Origin of the sequence: Knoellia sp. LjRoot47 (assembly GCF_964253435.1) — a bacterium.
Classification (GTDB): Bacteria; Actinomycetota; Actinomycetes; order Actinomycetales; family Dermatophilaceae; genus Knoellia.
In genome coordinates, this window is record NZ_CAXUQS020000001.1 from 1492557 (window position 1) to 1511139 (window position 18583).

Genomic DNA, 18583 nt, shown 5'->3' on the forward strand with positions numbered 1-18583 from the left:
TGTCCGCTGTCCCGACTCGTAGCGGGCGATCACGGTCTTGCTGACGCCTGCTCTGGCAGCCAGCTGTGCCTGGCTGAGGCGCTGTTGCCGGCGGGCTCGGCGCAGGATGTCACGCGCCGTGGACGCCGGAGTCGGGCTGGGCATGTGACCACCATGCCGGGATGGGCGACCAGCGTCGTGCGGTTGTCCACACAGCCCTACCGGGACGGGTCCCGGACGGGGTCCGTCGGGGGTGCTTGCGAGGGTCGGTCACCAATAAGTGTCCGCGCTGGACACTTATTGGTGACCGACCCTCAACAGCACATATGAGAGAGGCCGGTCCGAGCCCGCCGCTCAGAGGTCGCGGTCGACGATCTCCTGCGGCTTGTGGCCCGCCGAGCGGGCGTAGAACTGCGCCGCCTTGCGCGTCGCCATCGTCCGCGCGACGCCGGCCGCGAGGCCGGTGAGGGCGGCATACGCGAGGGCGGTCGTGAAGGGGGAGTCGGGGTCCTTGGGGTCGAACTTCGCGTCCTGGCCGGCCTTCTGCCAGATCTGGTCGGCGACCTTGGTCGCGGCGATGCCTGCGAGGACCGCCGAGCCGGTTCCAAGGATCTTCCACACCATGCTGCCCATGGGTCACTCCTTCGCTGTCGTCGTGCCGGACGCACGCCTGTGCTCGCGTTCCACCCTGCCACACGCAAGGAGTAGGGTGACGATCGTCAACGACAGGGGAGCGCTCCGGCGCTGAGAGTGCGGGCAACCGCAGACCCTCACACCTGATCCGGTTCGCACCGGCGTAGGGAGTCGAGTTCTCAGGGAACTGAGCGCCAACCGAGAGGTCTGCGAGCAGTCCCTCCCCGAGGTATCCAACGGACGACGTCCGGAGACCACGGGAGAAGAAGTCATGGCAGCACAGACCGACGCGCCGGCGACCGCCGACGCCACGACGGGTGCGGGCAGCTCGCGCACCCGAAGCATCCTCGCGACCCGCCCCCTCATGGGCTGGCGGACCGTCGACATCCTCACCATCGCCTTCCTCGGCGCGGCGATGGGCATCGCGTTCTGGGGTTGGGGCGTGTTCTACAACGGCCCGCTCAGCGCGATCACCTTCGGGTTCGCGCCGCTCGGCGGCCTCTTCGCCGGGCCGTGGTTCCTCGCGGGCGTCGTCGGCGGACTCGTCGTCCGTCGACCCGGCGCGGCGCTGTTCTGCGAGGTCGTGGCGGCGCTCGTCTCGATGATCCCCGGCACGGAGTGGGGTGCGACCACGCTCGTGTCCGGCATCGTCCAGGGACTCGGTACCGAGATCGCCTTCGCGCTCCTGGGCTACCGCGCGTTCGGCATCGCCGCCGCCATGCTCGCCGGTGCGCTCGCGGGTCCGTTCGCCGCGGCGTACGAGTCGTTCACCTGGATCCAGGACTGGTCCTTGGCGTGGAAGGTGGCGTACGCCGGCGTGCTCGCCCTCTCTGGTGCTGTGGTCGCCGGTGCCGGGGGGTGGCTGCTCACCCGGGCGCTCGCGGTCGCGGGTGCGTTGGGAGCGTTCCCTGCCGGACAGGAGCACCGCGAGACCCGCGCTGTCTGACGTCATGGGCGGCCACGTCGTCCTCGACGGGGTGACGTGGCGCCCGTTCGGCCGGCGCGAACCGGTGCTCCGCGACGTCTCGCTCTCCCTCGGGCCGGGGGAGCGGGTCCTCCTCGTCGGGCCCTCAGGGTCCGGCAAGTCGACGCTGCTTCGCGCCATCGCCGGGCTGCTCGAGACCGCGGACGCGGGCGAGCTCGCCGGGTCGGTGACGATCGACGGCCACCCGCCGGGCATCCGCGCCGGTGAGGTCGGGCTCGTCCTCCAGGAACCCGGATCCGGCGTGGTCGCCTCGACCGTCGGGCGCGACGTCGCCTTCGGCCTCGAGAACGTCGGTGTGCCGCGCGCGGACATGCCCGCGGCCGTCACCGCCGCTCTCGGTGCCGTCGGGCTCGCGAAGCCCCACGACACCCCGACCTCGGCGCTGTCGGGCGGTGAGACCCAGAGGCTCGCCCTGGCCGGTGCCCTGGCGCTGCGGCCGGGCGTCCTGCTCCTCGACGAGCCCACCGCGATGCTCGACCCGGGCCACGCGGCTCAGGTGCGCCGAAGTGTGGAAGGTGCGCTCACGGCATACCCGATCACGACGGTCGTCGTCGAGCACGTCCTCGGACCGTGGGTCGACCTCGTCGACCGGATGCTCGTCCTCGACGACGACGGTGCTCTCGTGGCCGACGGGCCGGTCCACGACGTGCTGCGCGACGAGCGGGGCCGGCTGCTCGCCATGGGCATCTGGGTGCCCGGCGCCCCTGCTCCCGAGCCCGTCGCCCCGACGGCACTGGCGACCTCGTCGGCGCCGGACCGTCCACAGGACCTCACCGCCACCGCGCTGACGGTCGAGCGCACCACGAGACTCGTCGACGGGTCGACACGCACGCGCGTCGCCGCCACGCTCGACGGTCCCCTCGCCCCGGCACCGGGCAGTGCGACCGCGCTCGTCGGCCCCAGCGGGTCGGGCAAGTCCACGCTGCTGCTCGCCCTCGCGGGCGCCATCGAGCCTGCGACCGGGTCGGTGACGTCGGGGGAGGTGCCCGTCGGCGAGCTCTCGAGCACCGCGCTGGCCGCCCGGCTCGGCTGGGTGCCACAGTGGTCGAGCTCGACGATCATCGGGCGGACCGTCCTCGACGAGGTGCTCGTCGCGTGCCGCGCGCTCGGTGCGGACACCCTCGAGCGCCTCGTCCGGGCCCGGGCCCTGCTCTCCGACCTCGGTCTCGCGCACCTCGAGAACGCCGACCCGCGCGAGCTCTCCGGCGGTGAGCAGCGTCGTCTCGCCGTCGCGTCGGCCGTGCTCCACCGCCCGCCGCTGCTCCTCGCCGACGAACCCACCGTCGGGCAGGACCGGCACACCTGGGCCGCCGTCGTCGGTCTGCTCGCCGCCTACCGCGAGGCCGAGGGAGCGGTCGTCGTGTCGACGCACGACCCTGCGCTCATCGACCGCGCACACACCGTGGTGACGCTCGAGCCGCCCCCGCCGCCGCCCGTCGAGGAGCAGCCCCGCCGCGTGCTCGCCGCGCACGCCGGGCCGCTCGCCCTCCTGCTCGGCGCGCTCGTCGCCATCCCCGCCGGCATCGTCCCCGGGCACTGGCACACGTCGCTGGTCGTCCTCGCCGTCCAGGCGGTCCTCGCCGTGGTGGCCCTGTGGGCCGGTCCCGGCCGGGGTCCGCGACCCACGGGGCGGCTCAGGCGCGTGGTCCTGAGGATGCTGCCGGGTCTGCTCGGCGCGCTGTCGGTGGGCTGGTCGACCTGGCTGCTCGGCGGCCACGACACGACGACGGCGTTCACCGCGGCCCTCCGGGTGCTCATCATCGTCCTGCCCTCGGCCGTGCTGCTCCCGCTCGTCGACCCGGACCGGCTCGGCGACCACCTGGCCCAACGCCTCCGTATGCCGTCCCGTCCCGTCGTCGCGCTCGCCGCGGCCCTGCAGCGGGTCCACACGTTCGGCGAGGTGTGGTCCGAGATCTCGCTGGCCCGCCGGGTCAGGGGTCTCGGCCTCGACCGGCGCCGCCCCGTCGCGGTCGTGCGCGACCTCGCCACGGTGACCTTCGGCCTCCTCGTGCGCACCCTGCGGATGGCGGCAGACCTCGCGGTGGCCATGGACGCGCGCGGTTTCGCGTCGGCGTCCCGTCGGACGTGGTTCGCCCCTGCCCCGTGGCGTCGACCCGACACGCTCGTCGCGCTCGCCTCCCTCGTCCCCGTCGTCGTCGGGGTGCTGCTCGGCTGAGGTCGGGGAATGTCGGAGGCGGGCGGCATACTTGTCACCTGTCATGACCACCACCCCCTCCGCGCCGATTGAGCGTGTCCGCATCCCGCGCGAGATCTGGGTCCTGGTCGCCTCGGCCTTCGTCATCGCGCTCGGCTTCGGCCTCATCACTCCGGTGCTGCCGCAGTTCGCGCAGAGCTTCGGCGTCGGCGCCACCGCCAGCGCCGTGGTGGTCAGCGTGTTCGCGTTCTTCCGGCTGATCTTCGCCCCCGCGGGTGGCGCACTGATCGTCCGGCTCGGCGAGCGCCCGATCTACCTCGCCGGCCTGCTCATCGTCGCCGCCTCGACCGCTGCCACGGCCTTCGCCCACTCGTACTGGCAGCTCGTCGTCTTCCGCGGACTCGGCGGCATCGGTTCGGTGATGTTCACGGTGTCGGCGACCGCGCTCGTCGTCCGCCTCGCACCGCCGTCGATCCGCGGGCGGGTCTCGTCCGCCTACGGCTCGGCCTTCCTCATCGGCGGTATCGGCGGTCCCGCCGTGGGTGGCGCCCTCGGTGGGCTCGGTCTGCGCGTGCCCTTCCTCGCGTATGCCGCCGCGCTCGTCGTCGCTGCCGCGCTCGTCGGCATCTTCATCAGCAGCCACTCGCTGCGACCCGCCGCCGACGCACCTGTGCTCCCGGTGATGACCGCGCGTGAGGGCCTGCAGGACAGCGCCTACCGCGCCGGGCTGGGGTCCGCATTCGCCAACGGATGGGCCAACTTCGGGGTGCGCAACGCGATCATCCCGCTCTTCGTCGCCGCCAACATCGGCAAGGAGCCGTGGCTCGCCGGTGCCGTCCTCGCGATCTATGCCGGAGCCAACGCGGTCGGCATGAACGTCGCCGGGCGGCTCTCCGACCGGGTGGGCAGGCGACCGTTCATCATCGGTGGCCTGGCCGTCGCCGGCGTCGCGACGATCGCCACGGGGCTGGCCACGACGTTCCCGGTGCTCGTCCTCTTCTCCGTCGTCGCCGGTATCGGCTCGGGTGCGCTCAACCCGTCGCAGCAGGCGAGCATGGCCGACGTCATCGGACGGGACCGCAACGGCGGACCGGCGCTGGCCGCCTTCCAGATGTCCGCCGACGCCGGCGCCATCATCGGACCGGTCGTCGCGGGCGCCCTCGTCGACTCCGGCAGCTACGCCCTCGCGTTCGGGGTGACGGGCCTGCTCAGCCTGCTCGCCACCATCCCGTGGACCCGGGCGCGCGAGACGCTGCCGCGCGAGGCCGTCGCGGCGGCCGCCGCCCGCTGAGGCCGCTGTGGCCGCCGTGGCCGCTGTGGCCGCGGCTCAGCGCACGAGGACCGTCGAGCCCTTGGGCATGAGGTCGCGCGACCAGATCATGTCCATTGCGGAGTTGCTCACGCGCGCGCACCCGTGCGACGCCGGGTGGGCAGGGATCGACGGGGACCCGTGCACGGCATACCCGCCGTTGAAGTAGCGCGGTCGCCACATCTCCCCGAGGAAGCCTTCGTCGGGACCGTCCACGGTGTAGCCGACCCGGAACGTGCCCTTGGGTGTGCGGGCCGTCGCGGTGCTCCCGTCCTTGCGCACGTACTCGTAGCCACCGCCGGTGCTCGTGTTGAGGATGTAGCGCACGCGGCCGCCCCGCACGATGAGGAGGACCTGGCGCTCGAGGTCGATGTCGACGCCGCTGCCGTCGAGCCGGGTCCGGGGTCGGACGCCGTCGTCGAGGGCCCGCTGGGTCCGCCGGCCGACCCGGCCGTCGCGCGAGATGCCCGCCGTCTTCTGGAGCGCGAACACCGCCTGCTGGGTGAGCGAACCGAAATGCCCGTCGGGCTCGCCCATCCAGTAGCCCAGGTCGGACAGGCGCTGTTGGACCGCGAGCACCTCGGGCCCGCGGTCACCAAGGCGCAGGACCGGGTGCGCGGGCTTCGGCCGGGGAGTCCTCGCGGGCTTCGGCGCCGGAGTGGCCCTGGGCTTCGGTGAGGCCGACGGGGTCGGGCTGGGCGTCACCGTCGGGCTCGGTGTGGCGGTGACACTGGACGAGGCGCTCGGGCCGGTCGCGACGTCGGGCGCCGCCACCGTGACGCTCCTCTTGGGTGTGTACGTCACGCCACCACAGGCCCCCAGCCCGACGGTGACGACGGCGGCCGTCACCAGCGTGACGCTCCCTCGACGGATGCTCCCTGACATCTGCTCCCCCTGCTCTGCCGAACGGTCATCCTCCACCCCCAGAGACGCACAGCCCGGGAGGCGGGTTGCGTGCGTGGCCGATTCGTGACCCGCGGGGTCAGGCCAGGGTGAGGGCCAGGAGCGCTGCCGACACGGCGGCGACGGCACAGAGCAGGCTGCGGACGGCATACGGCCAGGCCGCGATCGTCAGCCCCGCGCGACGGCAGCGGTCGCGCCACAGCAGGGTCGCGAGCGACCCCCACACGGTGACGATCGACCCGGCGTTGACACCGACGAGGAGGGCCATGAGGCGCTCGCCCGAGCCGTCCGCGACGGGCTCGAGGGCGAGGTAGGCCGGCAGGTTGTTGACGACGTTGGCGCCGGCCGCGCCGACGAGCCCGACCCGCCAGAGGCTGCCGTCGTCACCGCCGACGAGACTCGCGAGGACGGACTCGAGGCCGTGGCGCATCGCGACGTCGACGACGACGAAGAGCACGCACACCGCGAGGACCATCGGCCACGGGACGGCGACCGTCCGCACCCGTGCGGGCCAGCGCCAGGCGAGCACGGCGACGAGGGCCACGGCCCCGATGGCCGCGGGGAACGCCGGGGTCACCCCGCTGACGAAGGCCGGGCCGAGCGCGACGCAGATGCCGCCGGCGACCCAGAGCAGGACGCGGTCGTGCGGTTGGGCCGGTGCTTCGACGTCGTAGCGCGTGAGCAGGTCGCGCCGGTGCAGGACGAACAGGACGACGACGGTGGCGACGACCGCGGCCACGGCCGGCCGCCAGGCGAGCGCGATGTACTCGTGCGTCCCGACGCCGAGCGCCGAGAAGCGGTGCAGCGCAATGAGGTTCGACAGGTTCGACACCGGCAGCAGCAGCGACGCGGTGTTGGCGAGCCACACGGTCGTGAGGGCGAACGGCATGGCCGCGATCCCCAGCTGCCGGGTCATCGCGATGACGACCGGCGTGAGCAGCACGGCCGTGGTGTCGATGCTCAGCACGATCGTGCACGCGGTGGCGAGCGCGACGACGAGCAGCCACAGCAGCCAGGTGCGGTGCCGGCCCGCGTGAGCGGTCCAGTGCGCCGCGACGTCGAACACCCCGGCGATCTCCGCGACCTCGGCGACGACCGTCATCGCCACGAGGAAGACCATGACCGGCCCGATGCGGGCAGCGAGGTCGACGAGCTCCTGACCGGTCATGCGGCGGCCGTCGCGAGGTCGACCACGTGCCGGGCGATGGGGAAGGCCGACGTCGCCGCCGGTGACGGGGCGTTGCAGACGTGCACCGTCCGCTCGGTGCGGCGCACGAGGAAGTCGTGGACGAGCGTCCCGTCGCGCAGGACGGCCTGGGCCCGTATGCCGGCCGGCTCGGGCAGGAGGTCCTCGACCGTGAGCTCGGGGCAGTAGCGCTGCACCAGCCGAAGGTAGCCGCTGCGACGCCAGGAGTCGCGCTGCTCGGCGAGCCCGGTGCGCCAGTGGGTGCGCGCCACGCGCCACATGCCGGGGAACCCCGCCCAGCTCGCGACGTCGCGCACGTCGACCGACCCCTTGCGGTAGCCCTCGCGGCTCAGCCCGAGGACCGCGTTGGGCCCGACGGTGATGCCGCCGTCGATCATCCGGGTGAGGTGCACGCCGAGGAAGGGCAGGTCCGGGTCGGGCACCGGATAGATGAGCGCGTCGACGAGGTCGTCGCGGCTCTCCGGCAGCCGGAAGTACTCACCCCGGAACGGCACGATCGAGAAGGCGTCCTCGCCGGAGTTGAGGCCGGACATCGCCGCCAGCCGGTCGGCCTGCAGCCCGCCGCAGAGAATGACCAGGCGTGTCGCCTCCACGCTCTCCCACCCGTCGCGGTCCAGCGTGAGGTCGACCGACGCGGACCTCTCGGCGATGCCGGTCACCGCGGTGGAGGTGCGCACCTCACCACCGGCGGCCGCGACATCGGAGGCGAGCGCACGGCATACGGCGGCGTAGTCCGTGATCCCCGTGGCGTGCACGTGCAGCGCTGCCTCGCCGCTCACGTGCGGCTCGCGCTCACGCAGCTCGCCACCGGTGAGTGGAGTCACGGCGAGCCCGTTGGCCCGCGCCCGGGTGGTGAGCTGCTCGAGGCGCTCGACCTCGACGGCGTCGGTGGCGACGACGAGCTTGCCGGTGTCCGAGAACGGGATCCGCTTGTCGCGGCAGTACTCGCGCGTCGCCTCGGCGCCCTCGCGGCAGAAGCGGGCCTTGAGGCTGCCGGGCGCGTAGTAGACCCCCGCGTGGATGACCCCGCTGTTGTGGCCGGTCTGGTGCTGGGCCACCGCGGCCTCCTTCTCGACGACGAGGACGTCCGCCCCCGGTCGCCTCCTCAGGACCTCGTGTGCCGTCGCGAGACCCACGATCCCGCCGCCGACGACGACGACGTCACGCACGGGACAGCTCCGGGTGGCCGTGGCCCTCGACGAGGTCGGCGACGGCGGCGACGAAGCGCGGGCACGACGTGATGTCGTGGGCGCGGCACCGCAGGGCGTGCTCGGTCATCTCTCGGGAACGCTCGAGGGCGAGCATGCGCTCGTCGATGTCGCGCAGGTGCGCCTCGAGGACCTGGTGGCGGTCCCACGCGCCGGCGTCGAGGAGCACCCGGATCTGGTCGAGGGTCATGCCGGCCGTCTTGTTGCGCTGGATGATCGCCACCCGCACGAGGTCGTCGTGGCCGTAGCGGCGGTAGCCGGACGCGTCGCGCCGGGGCTCGATGAGACCGATCGACTCCCAGTGGCGCAGGACGTGGGTCGGCAGGTCGAACCGCCCAGCGAGGTCGCTGATGCTCCAGTTGTCGTGGGCCTTGGCGTCGGTGCCGGCGTCGGTCTGCGAGTCGGTCATGTCCACCCTCCTTCAGGTGCACCTGAACGTACTCCCCGGCCCTGTCGCTCCCGACGGGCACACTGGACCGCATGGCCCAATGGGTGCTCCACGTCGACCTCGACCAGTTCATCGCGGCGGTCGAGATCCTGCGCCGGCCCGAGCTCGCCGGGCTGCCGCTGGTCGTCGGCGGACGCGGGGACCCGACCGAGCGCGCCGTGGTGTCGACGGCGTCGTACGAGGCGCGCGAGTTCGGCGTGCACTCCGGCATGCCGCTGCGGCTCGCCGCCCGCAAGTGCCCGGACGCGGTCTTCCTCCCGGTCGACGGCCCGACCTACGAGGCCGCGTCCGCGCTGGTCATGGAGGCCCTGCGCGCCCACGACGGCGCGGTCGTGCAGGTCCTCGGCTGGGACGAGGCCTTCGTCGGCATCACGACCCCCGGCGACGACGTGGCCGAGGCGGTCGCGCACGCCGACGCCATCCGCGCCGACGTGCTCGAGGCCTCGCAGCTGCACTGCTCGGTCGGCGTCGGTGACACGACCGTGCGAGCCAAGATCGCGACCGACTTCGGCAAGCCGCAGGGCACCTTCGTCCTCACCCGCCACAACTGGTTCGACATCATGGGGGAGCGGCCGACGACCGCGCTCTGGGGTGTGGGCAGCAGGATCGCCGCCCGGCTCGCGTCGCACGGCTACGACACGGTGCAGCAGCTCGCCGACGCCTCCGACGAGGTCCTCACGGCGGAGTTCGGTCCGCGGATGGGCCCGCACTACCGCCGGCTCGGGCGCGGGCTCGGGGCCACGGTGATCGACGACACCCCCTGGGTGGCGCGGGCCCACGGCCGCGAGACGACCTTCCAGGTCGACCTCACCGAGCCCGACGAGGTCGCCGCCGCGACGCACGCGCTGGCCGAGCAGGTCGTCGAGGACATCCGGCATGAGGGCCGGGCGTGTGCGCGTGTCCACCTCAAGGTCCGCTTCGCGCCGTTCTTCACGACGACCCGGATCCGCAAGCTGGCCGAGCCGACGTTCGACCCCGAGGTCATCGCCACGACGGCGCTCGAGCTGCTGCACGGTCTCGAGGACGACCGCCCCATCCGCCTCCTCGGCGTGCGCGCCGAGATGGTGCCGCCCGAGGGTGGCTACGAGCCGCCGCGCACCACCGGGCGCGGCGGTCCGGCGGCGATGCCCGGCGGGGACTTGCCTTCAGGTTGACCTGAAGGTTCACCATCGAGTCATGACGAACTCCCAGCACACCGACATCGCCATCATCGGCGGCGGCCCCGCCGGGCTCCAGGCCGCCCTCACCGCCGGCCGGGTCCGCCGCCGGGTCACCCTCTTCGACGACGGGACCTACCGCAACGCGACGGTGAGCCACATGCACAACGTGCTCACCCACGACGGCACCCCACCCGCAGAGTTCCGCGCGGCCGCCCGACGCGAGCTCACGGCATACGACACCGTCTCGGTGCGAGAGGAGCGGGTGGCGAGTGTCGAGCGCGACGGGGACGGCTTCCGGCTCACCCTCGCGACCGGCGAGGTCATGACGTCGTATGCCGTCGTGCTCGCGACCGGGGTCCGCGACGAGCTGCCGCCCGTGCCGGGGCTGCAGGAGGTGTGGGGCGACCTCGCGGCCCAGTGCCCGTTCTGCCACGGGTTCGAGTTCGCGGGGCAGCGCATCGGCATCCTCGGCGCCGCCGCCGCGCCGCACCTGTCCGCCCTGCTGGGCCCGGTTGCCGGCGAGCTCGTCGTGCTCGACGAGGGCCAGGAGCTCCCCGAGGGTGCGACCCTCGACGTCCCACGCGTCGCTGCCCGGGTCACCGCGGTCGAGCGCCACGACGGCGGCCTGCGCCTCACCCTCGACGACGGCACGACGCAGGACGTCGGGGTGCTCTTCGTCGTGCCGACCCTGCACCAGTCCGCGCCGTTCGCCGAGCAGCTCGGCCTCGACCTCAACCCGTCGGGCTGCGTGCTCGTCGACGAGTTCGGTCGCACGAGCGTGCCCGGGGTGACCGCCGGTGGCGACCTCGCTCACCTCGCCGTGTTCCCGATGCCCATGGCCTCGGTCGTCCAGGCCTCGGCGGCGGGCCAGGTCGCGGGCAACACGGCCATCGCCCACCTGCTGTCACGCCGCTGACCGTGCTGCAATGGCGCGGTGACCTCGTCGACCGTGAAGCCCTTGGACCGACCGCGACGACTCCGAGGCGGTGACCGAGTCGTCATCGCCTCGCCGAGCGGCCCGGCTCCGCACGACCGGATCGAGGCCGGTGCGGCGATCCTGCGGGAGTGGGGGCTCGACGTCACCGTCGCCCCGCACGCTGCCGCCGTCTCCGAGCGGTTCGGCTACCTCGCCGGCGACGACGACGTCCGCGCCGACGAGTTCCAGGCCGCCTGGTGCGACCCGGACGTCGCGGCCGTGGTGTGCGCCCGGGGCGGCTACGGCGTGCAGCGGATGGTCGACCGGCTCGACTGGGACGCGATGCAGGCCGCCGGGCCCAAGGTCCTCGTCGGCTACAGCGACATCACCGCCCTGCACAGTGCCGTCACGACCCACCTCGGTCTGGTGTCGCTGCACGCGCCGATGTCGGCCACGGAGGTGTTCCTCAATGACGAGCCGAGCGCCGAGCACCTGCGGCGCACCCTCTTCGAGCCCGAGTCGGTCCAGACCCTGACGTCGGAGGCCGCTCGCCCCCTCGTCGGTGGTCGCGCCACGGGAGTGACCCTCGGCGGTTGCCTCAGCCTGCTCGCCGGTGAGCTCGCGACCCCGACCGGTATGCCATCCGCCTCGGGTGGGCTGCTCCTCCTCGAGGACGTCGAGGAGAAGGCCTACCGGATCGACGGCTACCTCACCCACCTCCGGCGCAGCGGCTGGCTCGATGAGGTGGCGGGGGTCGTGCTGGGCTCGTGGCGTGACTGCGAGCCGCTCGACGAGGTCCTCGCGGACCGGTTGGGCGACCTCGGTGTCCCGGTGCTCGCCGACCTCGGCTTCGGTCACTGCCCGAGCACGATCACCGTCCCCCTCGGGGTCCCGGCGACGCTCGACGCCGACGCCTCAACCCTGGCGCTGGACGTCCCCGCGCTCGCCTGACGGCGCGAGCAGCCGGGCCTGCGCCAGGTGGCAGGCCGCCTGCGTCCCGCGGCCGTCGAGGACCGGCAGGTCGCGCGTGCGGCACAGGTCGTCCACGCCGGCAGCCGCGGCCGCTCCCGACGCGAGGCTCTGGCAGCGCACGTGGAACCGGCACCCGTCCGGCACCCGCGACGGGTCCGGCGGCTCACCGGAGAGCACCACCGGCTCGCCACCCTCGGGGAGCACGGAGAGCAGGGCCTGCGTGTAGGGGTGCTCGGGAGCGGTGAGGATCTTCTCCACGGGCCCGGTCTCGATGATCCGCCCGAGGTACATCACGGCGACGCGGTCGGCGATGTTCCAGGCGAGCCCGAGGTCGTGGGTCACGACGAGCGCGGCCAGGCCGAGCTCCTCACGCAGCCGGAGCAGGAGCGCGAGGATCTCGCCGCGAACGGACGCGTCGAGCGAGGCGACCGGCTCGTCGGCGACGATGAGCGTCGGGTCGAGGACGAGTGCACCGGCGATGACGACGCGCTGGCGCTGACCGCCGGACAGCTCGTGCGGGTAGCGCAGGAAGTAGCGCTCGGGTGGACGCATCCCGGCCCGGGACAACGCATCCGCGACGCGCTCGCGCTCGTCGGCGACCTCCCCGTGGATCCGCAGGCCCTCGGCGACGGCGTCGTAGACCGTGTGCCGGGGGTTGAGCGAGCCGCTGGGGTCCTGGAGGATCAGCTGCGCCTCGCGGCGGTAGGCCTTGAGGGCCCTGGAGGAGTAGTCGAGAGGGGTGCCGCGATAGGACACCGTGCCTGCCGTCGGGCGCTGCAGCCCGAGCAGGGTGCGGGCGAGCGTCGTCTTGCCGCACCCGGACTCGCCGACGAGGGCGACGATCTCGCCCGGTGCGACGTCGAGGTTCACGCCGTCGACGGCGCGGGCGGACGCGCCGCCGCGCCGCCCGGGGAAGGTGACCTCGAGGTCACGGGCGCTGATGAGGGGCGCACCGGTGTCGTTCATCGGGCAGCCTCCTCGGCGAGTCGGTCGGGTGAGAGCGAACGCCCCTCGTCGGGCAGGACGCGCACGCAGGCGGCCTCGTGACCCTCTCCGGCCGGCCAGAGCCGGGGATCGACGGTGTCGCAGTGCTCGAGCCGGACCGGGCAGCGCGGGTGGAACGAGCAGCCTGTCGGCAGCGCCTGGGGGTCCGGCGGGTCGCCTGCGAGACCCTGCGGGCGCATCCGCGAGGCCGGGTCGCCGACGGTCGGGAACGCCGACGCGAGCGCCGAGCCGTAGGGGTGGCGGGCGTGGCGGAAGACCTCGCCGGCCGGGCCCACCTCGACGACGCGGCCGGCATACATGATCGCGAGGCGGTCGCACACGTCGGACAGGACCGACAGGTCGTGGCTGATCATGAGCAGGCTGATGCCGCGGCTCGCGACGAGGTCCTCGATGAGGGTGAGGATCTGCGCCTGCACCATGACGTCGAGGGCGGTCGTGGGCTCGTCGGCGATGACGAGGTCGGGCTCGCAGGCCAGTGCCATGGCGATCATGACGCGCTGGCGCTGCCCACCGGAGAGCTCGTGCGGGTAGGAGCGCGCTCGGTCGGGCAGCATGCCCACCTGTCCGAGCAGCTCGCGCACCCTCGCATCGGCGGACTCGCGCGAGACCTTCTGGTGACGCAGGATCGGCTCGGTGATCTGGTCGCCGATCGTCTGCACCGGGTTGAGCGAGTGCATCGCCCCCTGGAAGATGATCGACGCTCCGGCCCACCGCACGGCCCGCAGCCGGCCCCAGCCCATCTCGGTGACGTTCTCGCCGTCGAGGAGGATGTTGCCTCCCACGGTTGCCGTCGCCGGGAGCAGCCGCAGCAGGGCCAGGGCGAGGGTGGACTTGCCCGAGCCGGACTCGCCGGCGACGCCGAGCTTCTCTCCTCGCGCCAGGGTGAGGTCGACTCCGCGCACGGCGGGCACGACTCCGTCGCGGGTGCGGTAGCCGACGGTCAGGCCCTCGAGCCGGAGCAGGGGCGTCGTCATCAGCGGTTCCTCAGTCGGGGGTTGAGGACGCCCTCGATGGCGCGTCCGCACAGAGTGAAGGCCAGGGCGACGAGGGCGATCGCGATGCCGGGCGGGAGGATGTACCACCACAGTCCCGAGCTCACCGCACCCGTGTCACGGGCGGCCTGGATCGTGCTGCCCCACGACGGCACCGTCGGGTCGCCGAGGCCGAGGAAGGCGACGGTGGACTCGGTGAGGATCGCACCGGCGACCATGAGCGTGGTCTGTGCGAGCACGATCGGCATGACATTGGGCAGGACGTGCCGGGTCATGACGTGCCAGTGACCACCCCCGAGCGCACGGGCGCGCTCGATGTAGGGCCGCGCCTCGACGGCGAGGGTCTGGGCGCGCACGAGCCGGGCCGTCGTCGGCCACGACGTCACGCCGATGGCGATGACGATGGTCGACAGGCTGCGACCGAGCACCGCCGCGAGGGCCACCGCGAGCACGAGGGTCGGCATGACGAGGAACCAGTCGGTGATACGCAGCAGCAGCCCGGACAGCCAGCCGTGGAAGTGGCCGGCGAGGATGCCGATCAGCGAGCCGACCGTGATCGAGATCAGGGTCGCCGCGAAGCCGACGGTGAGCGAGACGCGCGAGCCCCAGAGGATGAGGTCGAGGACGGACCGGCCCGAGCGGTCGGTGCCGAGCCAGAACTCGCCGCTCGGCGGCTGCAGCGGCTCGCCGGCGGGGCGGGTCACACTGAGCGCGTCCTCGCCGACGAGCCACGGGACGAGCAGTGCGGAGACCACGAAGACGGCGAGGATCGCGAGGCCGAAGAGGCCGGCGCGGTTCTGGCGGTAGTCGCCCCAGAACGTCGCCACCGCGCGCCGACGTCGCGCCCAGGTGAGCTGGCGTGGTGAGGCGGTCGCGGTCGTCATGGGCGCACCCGGGGGTCGATGAGCGGGTAGATGAGGTCGGACACGAGGTTCATGAGGATGACCGCCGCGGAGAAGATGACGAACAGCCCCTGCACGAGCGGCAGGTCGGGCACGCTCAGGCCCTCGTAGAAGAGCTTGCCGAGCCCGGGCCAGGAGAAGACCGTCTCGACGAGGACGGCGCCGAACAGGACGAACCCGACGTTGATGAAGACGAGCGTGGTCGCCGGCAGCAGCGCGTTGGGGACCGCGTGGCGGCGCTTGACCTCGGTGTCGCGCAGCCCCTTGGCCCGAGCGGTCGTGAGGTAGTCCGAGCCCATCTCGTCGAGCAGCGAGGAGCGCATGACGAGGAGGTACTGGGCGTAGACGACGGCGACGAGCGTGACGAGCGGCAGCACCATGTGGTGCGCGACGTCGAGGATGGCGTCGGCGCCTGTCACCCCGGGCGTCTTCATGCCGGACGTCGGGAACCACCCCAGCCCCGACGCGAAGACGACGATGAGGATGAGCCCGAGCCAGAAGCTCGGCACCGACCAGAGGGTGAGCGCCACGCCGGTGTGCACGCGGTCCGAGGTGCTGCCGTGCTTCCACGCCCCCTGCACGCCGAGCCACAGGCCGAGCGCGATCGAGACGGCGAGGCTTGCCCCGACGAGCAGCAGCGTCGGGCCGAGGCGCTCGCCGACCATCGACAGCACGGGCCGGTTGTACTGGAACGACTCGCCGAAGTCGAAGCGCAGCACGCCCAGCAGGTAGTTGACGAACTGCTCGAGCATCGGCTTGTCGAGCCCGAACTCGCGGGCGAGCGCCTCCTTCTGCTCGATGGTCACCGGGCGGCCGTGCGTCATGACGCGCACCGGGTCGCCGGGGATGATCCGGAAGAGGAAGAAGCTCGTGAAGATCACGGCGACGAGCGAGACGGCTGCGCCGAGCAGACGCTTTCCGAGGTATGCCGCGGTGCGCCGCAGGCGGTCGCCGTCGCGCCCGCGTCGGTCGTCGGTGGCGTCCACGCGGTCCCGCACCTCGTCGAGGTGCGGGACCGCGTCACTGGGAGGAAGCTCCGTCATCCAGCGTCACTCACGGTCGTCAGCGGCGGACCCGCCGCGGCGACGAAGCAGGACGACCCCGGCCGCGAGGGCCGCGAGGACCACGGCGCCGCCGCCGAGCATGAGCCCGGAGCTCGTGCCGCCCGAGTCGGCCGCAGCCGTGTCCTCCTCGCCCACGGGCTTCGCGGACCACCAGCTCCAGTAGCCATCCTGGCTGTCGTAGTTGCCACCCGGGTCCGGCTGCGGCGTCATCGAGGCGATGACGTCGGAGCGGAAGGCCTCGAGCTGGTCGGCATAGCCCAGGACGACGAAGATGTTGTCCTTGTAGAGCGTCTCCTGCATCTGCTTGACGATCTCGGCGCGCTTGGGCTGGTCGAGCTCGGCCAGCTGGGCGGCATACAGCTTGTCGTACTCCGGGTTGCAGTAGTACGCGTCGGACAGGTACGGACCGCCGGCCTTGGCCGGGAGACCGGAGCACCGGTTGATGCCGAGGATGTAGTCGGGGTCGGGGTTGACGCTCCAGCCGGTCGTGAGGATGTCGTAGGTGCCGGCGTCGAGCAGTGCGCCGACCTCGGACACGGGCTCGACCTTGAGGTCGATCCCGGCCTCCTTGGCCCACTCGCGCATCATCTCGGCGGCCTGGATGTACTGCGGGTTGTCGGCGTGCACGTTGAAGCGGAAGGACAGCTTGAGGCCGCCCTTGGCCCGGATGCCGTCTGAGCCCTTGGCCCAGCCGGCTCCGTCGAGGAGCTCGCCGGCCTTGGCGGTGTCGAACCCGATGACGGCGTCGCCCTCGGGCTGCCAGTGGTAGTCCTTGTAGCGCGAGGGGATGTAGCCGCCGTTGGCCTCACCGAAGCCGCCGTAGGCCGTCTTGTAGATGGCCTCGCGGTCGATGGTCCGGACGAGCGCCTCGCGCACGACCGGGTCCTGGAGGGCCTTGTTGCCGTCACCGAAGGCGGTGCCGTCCTGGAGCCGGGCCCCCGGGTTGAGGGTGATGGCCTGGAAGCGCTTGCCCTTGGCCTTGTTGACGGTGATGTTCTCCGCCGAGTCGAGGGCCTTGGCCTGGGCCGGGGTGAGACCCGAGACGAAGTCGACCTCGCCGGCCTTGAGCGCCTCGACCTGCGCGTCGCTGTCGTCGATGTAGCGGAAGACGAGTTTGTCGAACTTGGGGGCACCGCGCCAGAAGTCCTTGTTGGGCGTGAGGGTGATCGACTGGTTGACCTCGTAGGCGCTGATGACCCACGGGCCGCTCCCGACGATCGGGAACTCCTTGTCGTTGTTGAACTTCGAGTAGTCCCCGGCGTTCTCCCACTTGTGCTTGGGCAGGATCGGCACGTCGAGCGCGAGCATCGTGGCCTGCGGCGCCTTGAGCTTGATCTCGAGCGTGCGCGGGTCAGGGGCGCTGACGGTCTCGAAGTTCTCGACGAAGTTGCCGTTGGCCGTCGCCGCTGCCTCGTCCTTCATCATCGTGTCGAAGGTCCACCGGGCGTCCTCGGAGGTGATCGGGGTGCCGTCGGTCCACTTCGTGTCGCGGATCTTGTAGGTCCAGGTCAGGCCGTCCTCGGAGGTCGTCCACGACTCGGCGAGCGCCGGAATGGTCTTGCCCGTCTTCGGGTCGTAGTTCGTGAGGAAGTCGTAGGACAGTCGCCCCAGGGCCGTCGTGATGCGCCGGACGGCGAGGAAAGGGCTCAGCGAGTCGACCTCCTGGCTCACCGCGATGGTCAGCGTCTTCTCGTTCTTGGACTCGGCGTGGGCGCCGGTGCCCGCGAAAAGCGTTGCCGCACAGGCCAACAGTGTGACGAGCAGTCCGGAGAGCACGGTTCGCAGCCCCCGGCCGGCGGGGTTCGTTCGGAACTTCATCGGTCCTCGATCCTTCGGCCTTCGCGGAGCATCGCCCCCGCGCCCCACGCGAAGCGCGGTTGTCGATGAGGTCTACACGGAATCCGGCACGTCCGTCAATAACTTCCGTCCAGATCGCATCGGAATGTAACTTTCCGCCGCACCCGTCGAGCGAGACGAACGGGGCGCAGACTGGGGCCATGAGGCCCGCGACGATCGACTGCGACGGGGTCGCGCTGTCCGTCCGGACGTGGGTCTGCCCGACGCCCGAGCACGCGCCGGTCGTCCTCCTGCCGGGCACCGGCCTCACCGCGTCCGACTGGGACGTCGTGGCAGCCGACCTGTCGAGGGACAGGGCCGTGTATGCCGTGGACCTGCGCGGTCACGGGGCCAGCGCGTGGCCGGGCGCCTACTCGATCGAGCTCATGGCCGGGGACGTGCTGGCACTGCTCCCACGCCTCGTCGGCGACGAGGGCACGCTCGACGTCGTCGGGCACTCCCTCGGCGGTCTCGTGGCGTGCCGCGTCGCCGCCGTCTCACCACTCGTGCGCCGGCTCGTGCTCGAGGACGTCGGTGTGCCCCGACCTCGTCGGCCGAACACGCCGCACCGGCCGCGGGGCGAGCTGCCCTTCGACTGGGCGGTCGTCGAGCAGGTGCGGCCCGAGATCGACAGTCCCGCCGCCGACTGGCCCGAGGTGATCGCGGCGATCCCGGTGCCCGTCCTCGTCATCGGCGGGGGGCCTGCGAGCTTCGTCCCGCAGGACGCGGTCGCGGACCTCGCCGCGACCGTCCGCGACGGCAGGACGGTGACCGTCGACGCGGGCCACGAGATCCACGCGCGCGAGCCGACGGCATACCTCGCGGCGGTCCGGGACCACCTCGACGCGTGAGCCGGTCGCCGACGCGACCCGCTCGGTATGCTCCGGTCGTCAGCAGGGGCGCTCGCGG

At 72.4% G+C, this 18583-nt stretch carries 17 protein-coding genes, 1 pseudogene and 1 riboswitch; of the genes and pseudogenes, 7 read left to right on the top strand and 11 right to left on the bottom strand.

The features are described 5' to 3' along the window. Window positions 1-12: 12 nt before the first annotated feature. Together ACSQ11_RS07255 and ACSQ11_RS07260 are read right to left on the bottom strand one after the other, a co-directional pair. A pseudogene (locus tag ACSQ11_RS07255) lies at window positions 13-144 on the bottom strand (helix-turn-helix domain-containing protein); the annotation flags it as partial. Window positions 145-333: 189 nt separating this feature from the next. Then, complete coding sequence (locus ACSQ11_RS07260) at window positions 334-612, bottom strand: DUF4235 domain-containing protein (protein WP_436004445.1); 279 nt, start codon at window positions 610-612, stop codon at window positions 334-336. A gap of 84 nt (window positions 613-696) precedes the next feature. Continuing rightward, window positions 697-799, top strand: a riboswitch (TPP riboswitch). A gap of 84 nt (window positions 800-883) precedes the next feature. Between ACSQ11_RS07260 and ACSQ11_RS07265 the strand changes: the two genes are divergently transcribed. From ACSQ11_RS07265 to ACSQ11_RS07275, 3 genes are read left to right on the top strand one after another with little or no spacing between them, the layout of a single operon-like run. After that, a complete protein-coding gene (locus ACSQ11_RS07265; RefSeq protein ID WP_436004447.1) occupies window positions 884-1558 on the top strand; it encodes an ECF transporter S component in 675 nt (224 codons plus the stop codon). A gap of 4 nt (window positions 1559-1562) precedes the next feature. Further along, window positions 1563-3773 (top strand): ATP-binding cassette domain-containing protein, encoded by a 2211-nt coding sequence (locus ACSQ11_RS07270; RefSeq protein ID WP_436004449.1) that lies wholly within the window; start codon window positions 1563-1565, stop codon window positions 3771-3773. A gap of 43 nt (window positions 3774-3816) precedes the next feature. Further along, window positions 3817-5043 carry an MFS transporter gene (locus ACSQ11_RS07275; protein WP_436004451.1) on the top strand — a complete coding sequence of 409 codons (1227 nt, stop codon included), beginning with the start codon at window positions 3817-3819 and terminating at the stop codon, window positions 5041-5043. Window positions 5044-5079: 36 nt separating this feature from the next. Here ACSQ11_RS07275 and ACSQ11_RS07280 read toward each other — a convergent pair whose 3' ends face one another. The 4 genes from ACSQ11_RS07280 to ACSQ11_RS07295 all read right to left on the bottom strand — a co-directional run bounded on the left by ACSQ11_RS07280 (window position 5080) and on the right by ACSQ11_RS07295 (window position 8788). Then, the gene (locus ACSQ11_RS07280) at window positions 5080-5946 is read right to left on the bottom strand and encodes a peptidoglycan-binding protein (RefSeq protein ID WP_436004453.1); all 867 of its coding nucleotides are present in this window, start codon (window positions 5944-5946) and stop codon (window positions 5080-5082) included. Window positions 5947-6043: 97 nt separating this feature from the next. After that, window positions 6044-7132, bottom strand: a complete 1089-nt coding sequence (locus tag ACSQ11_RS07285) for an SLC13 family permease (protein WP_436004455.1) — start codon at window positions 7130-7132, stop codon at window positions 6044-6046. Beyond that, the gene (lhgO, locus tag ACSQ11_RS07290) at window positions 7129-8340 is read right to left on the bottom strand and encodes an L-2-hydroxyglutarate oxidase (RefSeq protein WP_436004457.1); all 1212 of its coding nucleotides are present in this window, start codon (window positions 8338-8340) and stop codon (window positions 7129-7131) included. Before lhgO ends, ACSQ11_RS07285 begins: the two co-directional genes overlap by 4 nt. Then, window positions 8333-8788, bottom strand: coding sequence for a MerR family transcriptional regulator (locus tag ACSQ11_RS07295; protein WP_436004459.1), 456 nt, complete (start codon window positions 8786-8788; stop codon window positions 8333-8335). The genes lhgO and ACSQ11_RS07295 overlap by 8 nt, the downstream gene beginning before the upstream one ends. Before the next feature lie 71 nt (window positions 8789-8859). Between ACSQ11_RS07295 and ACSQ11_RS07300 the strand changes: the two genes are divergently transcribed. From ACSQ11_RS07300 to ACSQ11_RS07310, 3 genes are read left to right on the top strand one after another with little or no spacing between them, the layout of a single operon-like run. Continuing rightward, window positions 8860-9981, top strand: a complete 1122-nt coding sequence (locus ACSQ11_RS07300; protein ID WP_436004461.1) for a DNA polymerase IV — start codon at window positions 8860-8862, stop codon at window positions 9979-9981. Window positions 9982-10003: 22 nt separating this feature from the next. Further along, a complete protein-coding gene (locus ACSQ11_RS07305; protein ID WP_436004463.1) occupies window positions 10004-10903 on the top strand; it encodes an NAD(P)/FAD-dependent oxidoreductase in 900 nt (299 codons plus the stop codon). 18 nt (window positions 10904-10921) lie between these two features. Further along, window positions 10922-11854, top strand: a complete 933-nt coding sequence (locus ACSQ11_RS07310) for a S66 peptidase family protein (protein WP_436004465.1) — start codon at window positions 10922-10924, stop codon at window positions 11852-11854. Here the strand turns inward: ACSQ11_RS07310 and ACSQ11_RS07315 are convergent. The 5 genes from ACSQ11_RS07315 to ACSQ11_RS07335 are packed head-to-tail and all read right to left on the bottom strand — an operon-like array spanning window position 11819 to window position 17656. Next, on the bottom strand, window positions 11819-12841 hold the full coding sequence (locus tag ACSQ11_RS07315; RefSeq protein WP_436004467.1) for an ABC transporter ATP-binding protein: 1023 nt from the start codon (window positions 12839-12841) through the stop codon (window positions 11819-11821). The genes ACSQ11_RS07310 and ACSQ11_RS07315 overlap by 36 nt on opposite strands. After that, on the bottom strand, window positions 12838-13854 hold the full coding sequence (locus tag ACSQ11_RS07320; protein ID WP_436004469.1) for an ABC transporter ATP-binding protein: 1017 nt from the start codon (window positions 13852-13854) through the stop codon (window positions 12838-12840). The genes ACSQ11_RS07315 and ACSQ11_RS07320 overlap by 4 nt, the downstream gene beginning before the upstream one ends. After that, the gene (locus ACSQ11_RS07325) at window positions 13854-14756 is read right to left on the bottom strand and encodes an ABC transporter permease (protein ID WP_436004471.1); all 903 of its coding nucleotides are present in this window, start codon (window positions 14754-14756) and stop codon (window positions 13854-13856) included. Before ACSQ11_RS07325 ends, ACSQ11_RS07320 begins: the two co-directional genes overlap by 1 nt. Further along, window positions 14753-15817 carry an ABC transporter permease gene (locus ACSQ11_RS07330; RefSeq protein WP_436004473.1) on the bottom strand — a complete coding sequence of 355 codons (1065 nt, stop codon included), beginning with the start codon at window positions 15815-15817 and terminating at the stop codon, window positions 14753-14755. Before ACSQ11_RS07330 ends, ACSQ11_RS07325 begins: the two co-directional genes overlap by 4 nt. Window positions 15818-15823: 6 nt before the next feature. Further along, a complete protein-coding gene (locus ACSQ11_RS07335; RefSeq protein WP_436004475.1) occupies window positions 15824-17656 on the bottom strand; it encodes an ABC transporter substrate-binding protein in 1833 nt (610 codons plus the stop codon). A 179-nt stretch (window positions 17657-17835) separates the two neighbouring features. On the opposite strand from ACSQ11_RS07335, the gene ACSQ11_RS07340 reads away from it, so the two are divergent. Next, window positions 17836-18525, top strand: coding sequence for an alpha/beta fold hydrolase (locus tag ACSQ11_RS07340; protein WP_436004477.1), 690 nt, complete (start codon window positions 17836-17838; stop codon window positions 18523-18525). The last annotated feature ends 58 nt before the right edge of the window (window positions 18526-18583 follow it).